This is a genomic window from Anabaena sp. UHCC 0253, from assembly GCF_009712085.1.
Taxonomy (GTDB): domain Bacteria; phylum Cyanobacteriota; class Cyanobacteriia; order Cyanobacteriales; family Nostocaceae; genus Dolichospermum.
The window spans coordinates 631,733-644,123 of the sequence record NZ_VILD01000002.1; the positions used below are offsets into that span (position 1 = coordinate 631,733).

Annotated in this window: 10 protein-coding genes and 2 pseudogenes; 5 read left to right on the top strand and 7 right to left on the bottom strand. The window is 37.0% G+C overall.

Annotated features, from left to right (window positions below):
* The 5 genes and pseudogenes from FJR38_RS28265 to FJR38_RS07070 all read right to left on the bottom strand — a co-directional run.
* Nucleotides 1-407 (bottom strand): annotated as a pseudogene (locus FJR38_RS28265) (hypothetical protein); the annotation flags it as partial.
* A gap of 201 nt (nt 408-608) precedes the next feature.
* Nucleotides 609-1,121, bottom strand: a complete 513-nt coding sequence (locus tag FJR38_RS07055) for a type IV pilin-like G/H family protein (RefSeq protein WP_168536145.1) — start codon at nt 1,119-1,121, stop codon at nt 609-611.
* 488 nt (nt 1,122-1,609) lie between these two features.
* On the bottom strand, nt 1,610-2,209 hold the full coding sequence (locus tag FJR38_RS07060) for a bifunctional 2-polyprenyl-6-hydroxyphenol methylase/3-demethylubiquinol 3-O-methyltransferase UbiG (RefSeq protein ID WP_168536147.1): 600 nt from the start codon (nt 2,207-2,209) through the stop codon (nt 1,610-1,612).
* A gap of 40 nt (nt 2,210-2,249) precedes the next feature.
* Complete coding sequence (locus tag FJR38_RS07065) at nt 2,250-3,329, bottom strand: glycosyltransferase (protein ID WP_168536149.1); 1,080 nt, start codon at nt 3,327-3,329, stop codon at nt 2,250-2,252.
* A gap of 200 nt (nt 3,330-3,529) precedes the next feature.
* Nucleotides 3,530-4,858, bottom strand: a complete 1,329-nt coding sequence (locus FJR38_RS07070; protein WP_168536151.1) for a class I SAM-dependent methyltransferase — start codon at nt 4,856-4,858, stop codon at nt 3,530-3,532.
* A gap of 410 nt (nt 4,859-5,268) precedes the next feature.
* On the opposite strand from FJR38_RS07070, the gene FJR38_RS07075 reads away from it, so the two are divergent.
* The 4 genes from FJR38_RS07075 to FJR38_RS07090 all read left to right on the top strand — a co-directional run bounded on the left by FJR38_RS07075 (nt 5,269) and on the right by FJR38_RS07090 (nt 7,786).
* Entirely contained in the window at nt 5,269-6,159 is an 891-nt protein-coding gene (locus FJR38_RS07075) for an ABC transporter permease (protein WP_168536153.1), read from the top strand.
* A 74-nt stretch (nt 6,160-6,233) separates the two neighbouring features.
* Complete coding sequence (locus FJR38_RS07080) at nt 6,234-6,392, top strand: hypothetical protein (protein WP_168536155.1); 159 nt, start codon at nt 6,234-6,236, stop codon at nt 6,390-6,392.
* Nucleotides 6,393-6,508: 116 nt separating this feature from the next.
* Nucleotides 6,509-6,724 (top strand): hypothetical protein, encoded by a 216-nt coding sequence (locus tag FJR38_RS07085; protein WP_168536157.1) that lies wholly within the window; start codon nt 6,509-6,511, stop codon nt 6,722-6,724.
* Between the two features lie 174 nt (nt 6,725-6,898).
* Complete coding sequence (locus FJR38_RS07090; RefSeq protein WP_168536159.1) at nt 6,899-7,786, top strand: ROK family protein; 888 nt, start codon at nt 6,899-6,901, stop codon at nt 7,784-7,786.
* Between the two features lie 220 nt (nt 7,787-8,006).
* Here FJR38_RS07090 and FJR38_RS07095 read toward each other — a convergent pair whose 3' ends face one another.
* Together FJR38_RS07095 and FJR38_RS07100 are read right to left on the bottom strand one after the other, a co-directional pair.
* Nucleotides 8,007-8,429, bottom strand: coding sequence for a hypothetical protein (locus tag FJR38_RS07095; RefSeq protein ID WP_168536161.1), 423 nt, complete (start codon nt 8,427-8,429; stop codon nt 8,007-8,009).
* A gap of 149 nt (nt 8,430-8,578) precedes the next feature.
* Nucleotides 8,579-10,248 (bottom strand): annotated as a pseudogene (locus FJR38_RS07100) (CTP synthase).
* Nucleotides 10,249-10,466: 218 nt separating this feature from the next.
* Between FJR38_RS07100 and FJR38_RS07105 the strand changes: the two are divergent.
* The gene (locus FJR38_RS07105) at nt 10,467-12,218 is read left to right on the top strand and encodes an N-acetylmuramoyl-L-alanine amidase (RefSeq protein WP_168536163.1); all 1,752 of its coding nucleotides are present in this window, start codon (nt 10,467-10,469) and stop codon (nt 12,216-12,218) included.
* The last annotated feature ends 173 nt before the right edge of the window (nt 12,219-12,391 follow it).

The window sequence follows — 12,391 nt, forward strand, 5'->3', positions numbered from 1 at the left end:
ATTAATTCATTAATATTAGTTTCTAAATCTTCAATTTTTAATTCAATATCTAGCTCAATTACTTTTAAAATATTATTAATATCATCAGGGATAAATTCTCTAAGATGTTGACGAATTACCCAAGCTAGTTTATATTCAGAACTTGTTTCTTGCTGTTGAGCAGCGTTTAATAAAATTGTTGTCAATTGTTGCAAACATTGTTCAGATTCTTGCTCTGCAAATTCCAGAAATGGTGTCATCCATGTAATTTGGGCTTCTTCTTCTCTTCCCTCTAATAATAAGGCTAATCCTAAATACCAATAATTAGTAAATTCTGTGGGATTTTCAGCAATATTTTCTTCATATTTTTGAATACTTAATAAAATTGGGATTGTTGAAGTAGTTTGATTATCTAACTGAGAGTTCATAATTGGAAATCCTTAACTGTTGTAAAATTTATGACCAGGTGAGATTAAACTTGATTGAAAATTGGCAATCATCTAAAAAATAAATTTAGGGATCAACATTTTGTTGATCCCTAAATTATGAATTATGTGCAAAAACCATATCAAAAAAATGCTAGATTGACTTCAATTCATCTAGCACTTTCAATTACAAATTATTAAGCGTTATTTCATTATTTCTCCGTCTGCACATGAAGCATCCGCACCACCTGTAAGGGTCAGACCAGGAGGAGCATCACTAACTCCAGTGGTTTGACAAGCAACGGCAGAAGTTTGTCCACTGTCAAGAATTACAACACCACCAGAAAAGCTTTTGAGGGATTTAGCATCTAAAGCTTTTGCCTCGAATTCAGCAGTGCTTACACCCCCCACAGTAACTTCATACTCGTAACTAGGAGTGGATGTAGGAATACCAATCTCTAGTTTAGCTATGTCAGTAGCAAATTGGGTATTTTCAATCCGGTAAGACTGTTGCGCTCTGTTGACTGAACCAATGTAGGTTTTAGCTTCAGACTGTTTAGCTTTTGCTGCTTGGTTAAGGAAGGAAGGTAGAGCGATAGCTGAGAGAATACCGATGATGATGATTACAACTAATAATTCAATAAGAGTGAAACCTTCATTTTCTTTCTTTTTGCCGAGGATGTGTTGGATGAATTTAGCTTTCAGTTCAGTTTTCATAGTAGTTTTCCCGGAGGTGGGGTGTTGTTTGTTTCTCTATGCAAATAACTTACCCACTTCTGATCAATTTCATATCACCTCCAGCAAAAATTTTTTTTACTATGTATTTAATAAGCCAAAAGCTTTATCTAAACATAGTTTTAGAGGATCTATCTTCGCGCTGCATAGAAAAAACTAATTTTGTTTTCTGTTTAATTTTGCTATAGCGATTGTAAATAAGATGTTAATAACAAGATCCCTGACTTCTTCAAGAAGTTGAGGATCTGAACCTTGTTTACAGCTAATACGTAGGGGCAAACCCCCTGTGGTTGCCCTAAACTTATGGGTAGGCACGGGGGCGCTACCCCTACATCAAATCCAAATGTTTTATATAATCAATTTCGCTTACCTACTTATCAATAAGTAATCTCACTGAAAAATTTTATGTCTATTATTGTGGAAACCCTGAAAGAGGAAGGTCATCTTGATCAAGTTCAGATTACTCTGATTTATCTAGGTTTCCTAACCAAGAAAACTACATCAAATTCATATTCCCAATTAAAATGTTTATAACAAATAAAGTTACTAAATAAATCAAGAATATCTTGCAACTTAAAATCGTGAAAATGAAACTGATTGTAATGAGAAGTTTTTTTGGATGGATAGGTTAAAATTACATGATTAATACCATTACGTTCCACAAAGTTTGGTAAAACGGATGTATCTTTGATATGTTCTATTGTCTCTACTGAAAATAACATATCAATCTGGCGATCAGATACCCAAGTATCTAAATTAGCTGTATGAAATTCTGTTTTTTCGCTGGAGTATTCTTGTCTTGCATAATCAATAGTTGGCTCATCTGCATCTAATCCTATGACAAAATCAACATCAGGATTAGTTGATAGTAAAAAACTACCATATCCACAGCCACAAGCAGCATCACAGACTACACCTTGACCAAACTGCCGTAAAAGTGCATATCTTTCAATATGTCGTTGTAATCGTACCTGTCTTTCTATTTCTAGAAGTTCTTGATGATTGATATACAATCGTTGATCGGCTTTAATTTGATGTTTAATTTGATCAGATGATTTTGGTCTTTCCATTGTTTTTTGTAGTTATTTTATAGCTAGAATTAATGTTGGTTTAATGCTGAATGCGTTTTTCCATATCTATTAATATTTCCTGCCAAATTTTATCATAAATGTTCTGCCAGTTATGCTCCCTTTCAACGTATTCTCGGATTAATTGACTGCGTTTCATTAATTCTGCATCTGGCAAATTTAATGCCCATTCAATAATCTTACGATTTTCATCAGGATCAGCCGTTAAATAAATCGCTTCAGGACAAGCAAAACCACTTTCAGGTGTTACTAAAGGAATTAAACCTCTAGCAGCATTTTCTAAAGTTGTAGTAGCTTGAGCGTCCATAGTTGCTGTATGGATATAAAAATCACAATTTTCCACTACCCAGTGATTAAATTCAGGATCATTATTATCAATTTTGCCAATAAAATTAAATACACAGTCTTTTCCATTTACATTGGCTTCGATTAAACCTAAATCACTTTGTATAGAAGGACTCGCCACATGGAGGAGAGTATCCGAACCTATCAGACTCATACAGGTCAGATCAAAACCTTTATAAGATCCCAAATTACTAATATGCAGTAATTGACGTTCACCAATGACATTAAATTTTTCCTTTTTAATGGGAAAATTCTGACTAGCAACTCCCATATTACAATGAATTAATTTATCTTTTACTTCATACTGAATTGAAGCATCTTGTTTAGCAAAAGTTCTTTCAATCCAAATTTCTCCACAAAGAGCAAAAATTTTGTTAGCAGCCCTTAATTGCTGTTGATAAAAGGGCATACATTTTGTCCATTCTGGAGGAAAGTTAGGAACCCAGGGCATTAAAATATAGGTATTAGGGTGACATTTTTTATGGGTATTTAAAGCATTATCTGTCACCCAATTTCTCAGTAACTTAGGTATTTCACTAATGTTAAAAGATTGACCTCTATTATCCCAAGTAGGATGACCAATTAAAATATCTTCAGGATGATTAGTGACTTTACCATCTAACCAATTAGCTTGGTGAAAATTTGTTTTTTGACTTAAATAATATTCAGCCCATTTGGCTATTTCTAAATTAGAATATTCGTATCTTTCATAACAACCTTCTATAAGATTATAACCAGACCAAAAAAAATGTAGCATAATTACCTTTTATATTACTTACATATTAAATAGCACTTACGTGAATTAATTGATCCAAAATTTAATATTTTGTAACCAATTAATTCAGTAAAAAGCAGCTATTTAATCTCATTATGTGCTGATACAAGTATTTTGTTTAGCATCATAAATGAGGAATTTTCCCGTTTCAAACTGAATAAATCCTTTACTATAAACTAGAATCAAGGTTGAGTTTCTACCATAATGAAATCAAAATCCTTGATAGCCAAGAGTAGCTTTTGTAATAGCTCAAAAACCTGAAATTTTTCCATAGGTTGTCCTGTTAGAGGATCAAAAGGTCTATACTGTTGCCAGTATTCGACTAAATCCATCATTTTTAGAGATTTATCAAATAAGGGAAGTAAACACAGAGCCATTGAACTATCTACATGAACAAAGTCTTGAGTTAAAGCTAAATCTTGATAGGCAGTAAAGATTTTACCTTGACTTATACAAGTAGTTATATGATTCTTGAAATTGGGGTTTTTGTATTGTGGATGTAAATGTACTGTGGCATTTTCCCATTCAGAATCAGTCCATTCGGTAATGGGTACAAAAGAATGTGCTGCATCAGGATGTCCACACCAAAAATCTAGTAATCTATAAACAGGGTGGAGTAGTTCAAAAAAGTGTAAACTATCTTCTGGAGATATTTCTAATAAACCCATTGCCAGAAAAGCTGGTAAATTATCTGGTTCTTTGAATAAGTTCATCAAGTCCCATTGCCGCCAATTTTTCATCTTGATAAACTCTAAATCAGCAGTTCTTAAAGCTGAAAATATATCAAGAATAGTATAACCTTTATCCCCTTGAAATAAAAAATTCATCAAAATAGCCTCTTTTCCATGTTCTCCTTCATAATTAGAATTCCAGGTTTTAGATTTGAGATTGACATTATCCTTTAACGCTCTCATAGTATCTACAACTATATTCATTTCTAACTCTTCTGGGTTTCCTTCCATTAAACCCATTGTTTTGAATAGTTCTTGAGCGCGAAAATAAGAGACTCTTTGCCTAGAACTATGTAGGTTAGTGCGAATGATTCCCTCTGGCTTTAAAACGGATTTCATGGTTTTAAGAGCCACATCTATATCAGGAAAAAGATAAAGAACTTCATCACAGTTAATATAATCAAATTGATAATTTAGCTGTTGTAAATCATAAATTGACAATACATGAAATTCAGCATTATCAAAACCATTATATTCTAAACGCTGCCGTGCAAATTTAATTGATTCTTCTGAGATATCAATACCCACAATTTTTGCACCTGGATTAGCTTCTGCTAATATCAAAGATTTATAACCAGTACCACATCCAGCATCTAAAATTACTTTGTCTTTGCTGTCTATTACTTTCTGATTTCTCAAATAGTAGGAGGTAGTTATGTTGTGAATATATAGAGCATTAACATCATCTTGAGGTGATTTATCCAGAGGATGATTTGGATAAGGTGCGCTATCAAATTGCTTGCGGATTTTATCCCATAAATCAGATGTTGAATTTGTCATGGTAATACCTCTTAATAGTTAGTTAATGATGATACTTGCTGATATTTATTAGTTATGTAGAGATATTTGCGGAAACGTCTCTATCTCTTTTGGCTCAAGGCTAGATACTTACCCCAAGAACAGTATGCCCCAATAGTTGAGATTTATATCACTAGAGGACTAAAGTCCTCACTACGAGCTTTTATGCTTTCAAACTATTATTCCATGAGAGCGATCGCTTGCTGTTGGTAAAATTCATTTTGTCGAAATTGCAAGTAATTTATGATTTTCGCTTCACGCAGAAACGCAGAGGTAAGAGTTTTCTCTTGTTTCCTGGCTCTGTGAGGGAATGCACTACAGGAGGCGCTGCGTCTACTATACTTTATTTGAGGTAAAGCCTCATGTTTATATCCCCAGTTCTGAATTTCCCAATGACGATTACAAAAAAGCGATTACCAAATTTGTTTAAATTTACGAAAAATCCGACCCTTTCCCAGCGATTAATGCTGATTGGGTTATGTATGACTTTATTTTTCATCTTCTTAGCCTTTTTTGCGCCTGTTTTCCAATCTTGGGGGTGGTTACAAAATCCTAAAGAATTTCTCTCAAATCCTATCCATGAACCACCTTCGGCTAAACATTGGTTTGGAACCAGTCGTTTAGGTTATGATGTCTTTTCTCGGACAATGTTTGGTGTACAAGCGGCGTTGCAAGTAGTAATTTTAGCCACTTCACTGAGTATGATCATCGGTGTGCCGTTGGGAATGGTAAGCGGTTATTTAGGGGGAAAATTAGATAAAATCTTGCTATTTCTCATGGATAGCATTTATACGTTGCCAGGATTACTACTGTCAGTAACATTGGCATTTGTAGTGGGGAGAGGAATCTTCAATGCTGCGATCGCCATTAGTATAGCCTATATTCCCCAATATTATCGCGTAGTCCGTAACCACACTGTCAGCGTTAAAACTGAGGTATACATCGAAGCTGCACAAGCAATGGGCGCTTCTACTTGGGTAGTCTTATCAAGGTATTTATTTTTCAACGTGATTCAAAGTGTCCCCGTCCTCTTTACTCTCAACGCCGCAGATGCCATATTAGTTTTAGGCGGTTTAGGATTTTTAGGGTTAGGATTACCTGAAGAAGTACCTGAATGGGGATATGATTTAAAACAAGCTCTAGAAGCACTACCTACAGGCATTTGGTGGACTACTCTCTTTCCCGGTTTAGCAATGACAACCTTAGTTGTAGGGTTATCACTACTTGGTGAGGGGTTGAATGAGTTTGTCAATCCTCGTTTGAGAAGAGAAAATAGGCAATAGTCATTGGTGATTGGTCATTGGTGATTGGTCATTGGTCAACTAACAAAAATGTAATTATTAATTGAGAGAGTTGTGTGAACGATAATATTACTTTAATTGCGGCTGCTACAGGTGGGTTAATGCTTTCTGTAGCTTTATCTGGTATTTTGAAAGGCGCACCGATTACAGATTGGCAACAAGTACACAAAAGTTCATATCCAGTTGCGAATGTACGAGTAATTAATAAGTCTTAGAGGATGTTTGAAACCCACGAAGGTGGGTTTTGTCTGTGTAGCCGCGACTTCTAGTCGCCAGGGCTTCATAAATATATTAAAATCATGATACCTGTAGGCTTCGATGGTAATTCGTTATGACAAAAATAGAATTAGAACTAGATCAAGAAACTTATGACAAAATTCAACAACTAACACAAACTCATCATTGTCAACTATCAGACTTAATTAAAGCATTAGTTGAACAATTGACTCAACCGGAAATTCTCAACGATTCATTTATTGGTAAATGGTCAAATGATGCTGAATTAGTTGATAAAATGATTGAAGAAATGTTGCACAGTAGAGCTTAAGAAATAGCAATTCAAACGTGAAATATAAATCTTTAATTGATACAGATATTATTTCGGAAATTCGTAAAGGTAAAAATCCCAGATTAATAGCTAATAACAATTTAAATAAAAATAAACATTATTTGGTAAACTAGCTAAAATCACTATATTTATGTAGTTCTTATTTCATATATTATGCAGCAAGTAATCGGTATTGATTTAGGGGGAACTGCAATTAAGTTGGGAAGGTTTACAGCAGAGGGAAATTGTTTGCAATCTTTGTCTGTAGATACTCCCCAACCTGCAACACCAGAGGCTGTATTATCAACAATAATAGATGCAATATTACAAATTGACCCAAATAATGAAACTGTCGCTATTGGTTTAGGTACTCCTGGACCTGCTGATGCTCAAGGACGCATTGCTAGAGTTGCCATTAATCTAGTAGGATGGCATGATATCCCTTTAGCAGATTGGTTAGAAGCTAAAACTGGTAAACCGACAATTTTAGCTAATGATGCTAATTGTGCTGGTTTAGGAGAAGCTTGGTTAGGTGCTGGCCGAAATTTCCCCAATTTAATTTTACTGACTTTGGGAACGGGAGTTGGTGGTGCAATTATTCTTGATGGTAAATTGTTTGTAGGACATCAAGGTGCAGCAGCAGAATTAGGTTTAATTACCTTAAATCCTGATGGACCAATGTGTAATAGTGGCAATCAAGGATCTTTAGAACAGTATACTTCAATTTCCGCCATTCGTCGCCGCACAGGCAAAGAACCCGCAGAATTAGGCGCACTTGCCCAAACAGGAGATGCAGAAGCCTTGACTTTTTGGCAAGAATATGGTAAAGACTTGGGAATTGGGTTAACAAGTTTACTTTATGTGCTGACACCCCAAGCGATTATTATTGGTGGTGGTGTAAGTGCAAGTTTTGAGTTTTTCCTACCGTCACTAAAAGCAGAAATCGAAAAACGAGTTTTACCAACTTCCCGCACAGGTTTGCAAATTCTCCCAGCAGAATTAGGAAATACAGCGGGAATGGTAGGTGCTGCTAAGTTAGCATTGGGAATAGAAAGAAGGTAACAGGTTACAGGTTACAGGTTACAGTAAGAAGGAGTCAAGAATCTGCTTCTCCTTTTTTCACTTGATTCCGTCTAAGCAAAATAGCTATTGTATTCATGTTAACGAAACATACCTGATGTTATATTATATCCGCTAGAACTTTTTCAAATTCTAGATAATTCTTCCTTCTTCCTTCTTCTTTCTTACTGTCACCTGTCACCTATCACCTGTCACCTTCTTCCTATAAAAAGCTATATCCAGTTTTTTGCTGAAGGTAGTGTAAAATCTTTTCGTGGGCATCTGGATTGCTGACGGGGTTAATTACCATTGGCGTGGTAAGATGAGGTAGCCAAAAGGTTAATCTGTTGTTGGGTTCATAACAAAAAGAACTAATACAGGTGAGGTTAATTACATATTTATTTTTTTCATAAGTTATTGTCACCCAGTAAGAATTATCTAATTCTAAGTTCTGGATAGATTCTAAATAGGTAACTATTTTTTGATAATCTTCCCAATTATTTTGGGGACTGATGATTATAGGTATGTTACTGTTAGGCAACCAAAAGGTGACTCTGCCATTCTTTTCATAACAAAAAGTATTCACAAAGTCCAAATTAATTACATACTCTTTCCTTTGGTACTGAATTTTAACCCAGTGTGCCACAAAGTTCCCTCAGAATTGACTACACATTTTTGCCTATCCTAAAGTAATTTTACCCAGAATCATGGCAATTGTGTGTTTTTGTTCAGAGTTTTCCGAGGGACAACTAACAACTTGACGGGTGAAGCATTCGGGCTACCAATTATCAATTTTTATCCAAAGCTATTTTCTGAATGCTTCGCCCCTACGACAACTTCCACTGGCTTGGGTGTAGTAGTGGTAGAATGAGCCTGAGATATAGCAGCAGTCACAAATCCTTTAAATAAGGGATGAGGTGCATTAGGGCGAGATTGAAATTCCGGGTGGAATTGACAAGCGATAAAGAAAGGATGTTTGGAATATTCTACAATTTCCACTAGTCTACCATCTGGAGATGTCCCACTCACTAGATAACCAGAATCTACCAACTGATTTCGATAGACATTGTTAAACTCGTAACGGTGACGGTGGCGTTCATAAATGACTTCTTCTTGATAAAGTTGGAAAGCAAGGGTATTAGGAAGTATCCGACAAGGATAAAGTCCCAAGCGCATTGTTCCGCCTAAATCTACTACATCCTGTTGTTCAGGGAGAAGGTTAATAACTGGATGCTCAGTGTATGGGTCAAATTCGGCACTATTTGCTTTAGATAAGCCTTCGACATTTCTCGCCCATTCAATCACAGAACACTGCATTCCTAAGCATAAACCTAAAAAGGAATTTGGCGATCGCGTGCATATTTAATTGCCGCAATTTTCCCATCTATGCCCCGACTACCAAAACCACCAGGAACAATGATACCATCAACACCTGACAGATAGTTTTCCGGTGGTTCATTTTCCAAAGCTTCCGAATTTACCCACCGTAACCGCAAATCGCCATGAGTGGCAATAGCCGCATGACGTAAAGATTCAACTACGGAAAGATAGGCATCACTTAACCGCACATATTTACCAACAATGGCAATTTCTATGCTGTATTTGGGACTATACATCCGTTCTACCATAGTTTCCCACTGCGTCAAATTGGGTTGGCGTTGTTCCATTTGCAGCAAGTTGAGGGTTTGGTGGGCTAATCCTTCCCGTTCTAAAATTACTGGTACTTCATAGATACTACTAGCATCTTGGCAAGCAATAACGCATTCTACCGCGACGTCACAAAATTCTGATAACTTTTGTTTTAAGCCGACAGGAATCGGGCGATCGCTCCGACATACTAGAATATCTGGTTGAATGCCAATTGATCTTAGTTCCTTGACAGAATGCTGAGTCGGCTTAGTTTTCATTTCTCCCGCCGCAGCAATCCAAGGCAAAAGCGTGACGTGCATATATAAAACATTGCTTCGTCCTACTTCCTTCCGCAGTTGGCGAATTGCTTCTAAAAAGGGTAGTGATTCAATATCACCCACCGTACCACCAATTTCCGTAATAACGGCGGAAGGATTAGTTTCTTTGGCAACTCTGAGAATTCTGTCTTTAATTTCATTGGTAATGTGGGGAATTACCTGAACAGTTCCGCCGTTATAGTCTCCCCGACGTTCTTTATTAATAACTGACTGATAAATCAAGCCAGTAGTAACACTGTTGAGCCGAGACATTGAAGTATCAGTAAAACGTTCATAATGTCCCAAATCCAAATCCGTTTCTGCACCATCTTGGGTAACAAAAACTTCCCCATGTTGAAAGGGACTCATTGTGCCTGGATCAACGTTAATATAAGGATCGAGTTTGAGAATCGAAACCGAATAATCCCGTGATTTCAGTAAACGTCCCAGGCTTGCTGCTACAATGCCTTTACCAATACTGGAAACAACGCCCCCAGTTACAAAGATAAACTTAGTCATAGTATTTTCAATTTTTAGCAACTTCTAAATATAGATTGCGTCTCGTGAAGGAGAATATGTGTAGACGATTTTGGAGGCTTGTATGCAAGATGAATCTTACCCAATTGCTGAATTCTCTTGTTTGAGGCCAATGTACTGCCACTTCCACATCATTCATGTTTTATGCCATCGTGGCCATTGTGCCACAGTCCCTATGCTGAAATCTTCTGTATTTTGCCGTGAAAAAACTCTTAGGGTTAGTAGTATTTAACTTTTTATTTACCTCCTCAGTTGCATTAGCACAAGAATCACTTTTAGTAGTTTTTCCCCCCACAAATCATCAAACCAGCACAGAAAAAATATTTTTTATCGGTACAGCCTTACCCAAAGGACAAGTTGTAATTAATGGTAAGCTAGTTAACCGCAGCAAAACTGGGCATTTTTCCCCTAGTTTTCCCTGGCAGTTAGGAGAAAATATATTTAAAGTCCGCTACCAAAATCCAGAACGAGAGATTAAGATCATGAGGGTATCAACTCAACCTGAGTTACCCCAAGGATTGGGCTTTGCCAAAAATTCCTTAACTCCTGCTGCCGATATTGCCAGATTACCAGGAGAACCCATTTGTTTTAGTGCAGTTGCACCACCTCAAGCGACTGTCTCGGTTAACCTGCCCAATCAAACTGTTGCCCTTTTACCCCAACCGTCACAGGCAGAATTACCTCCCAATTCAAGTGTTTTAACGGGGCTAAATCAGCCTATTCTCTCTAGTCTTACCAAATACCAAGGTTGTACAACAGTCGCAAATGCTGCTGATTTAGGGAAACCCAGATTTAATTTACAACTTAATAATCAAACCATAACTCAAACTGGTTTAGGCAAAATCGAAATTCTCGCCCCGACACAGTTAGCAGTTGTCGAAGTTACATCAGAATCATGCGTTACTCGCACTGGTCCTAGTAACGATTATTCACGACTCACACCATTGCCAAAAGGGACTATGGCAACAGTCACAGGAAAAGAAGGTGAATGGTTGCGCTTAGATTATGGTGCTTGGGTTAATAGCAAGGAAACTAAAATTATAACAGGTGCAGTTGCACCACAGACAGTAATTCGCAGTGTTGGTTATCGGCAACTAGCTAAAGCCACGGAAATTCGTTTCCCGTTACAAACTGCTGTGCCGGTGAGTGTAGAACAGGGAAATAAATCCTTGACTCTCACCCTCTACAATACCATTGCCCAAACAGATACAATTCGCCTAGATGATAACCCCCTCATTTCTCACCTAGATTGGCAACAGGTGACTCCACAACAAGTTAAATACACCTTTAACCTCAAAAAGCTCCAACAGTGGGGCTATAAGCTGAGATATGATCATACAACTTTGGTTTTAACTTTACGCCATCCACCCCATCTTCAACAGAGCAAACGCCTACCTTTATCTGGCATCAAAATTGTACTCGATCCAGGGCATGGCGGTAAAGAATCTGGTTCAAGTAGACCGACGGGATATTTAGCAAAAGATGTAAATTTGCTAGTTTCTAAATTACTGCGAGATGAATTGGCCAAGCGTGGTGCAACAGTGGTAATGACAAGGGATGATGATCAGGATGTTTCTTTAGTGCAACGTCAGGAGATAATTAATCAAGAAGAACCTGCGATCGCTCTTTCTATTCATTACAACTTTTTACCTGATAATAGTAATAATGCCAATACTAGGGGTTTAGTCAGTTTTTGGTATCATCCTCAAGCACATAGCCCCACGGTATTTTTACATAATTACCTGGTTAATAAACTTCCTCAACCCTCTTTTGGTGTATTTTGGAATAACTTAGCCCTGACTCGTCCTAGTGCTGCACCTGCGGTATTATTAGAGTTTAGGTTTATGAAAAATGCTAATGAGTTTGAGGAGATAGTCAACCCTCAACAACAGCAAAAAATTGCCGAGACATTGGCCGATGGGGTGACTGAGTGGTTTAAAATGGTTAAATAGTATATTAACTCAAGTTGCTAGTAGTCTGTCAAATACATTTTGACGAATAAAGAAGAAACGAACCACGAAGGACGCAAAGAGCGCGAAGGAAGAAGGAAGAAGGAAGAAGGAAGATTATTTACCCGTCAATTACTTCTTGACAGACTACTAGTTATCTGGTTGAGCCTGGTAAT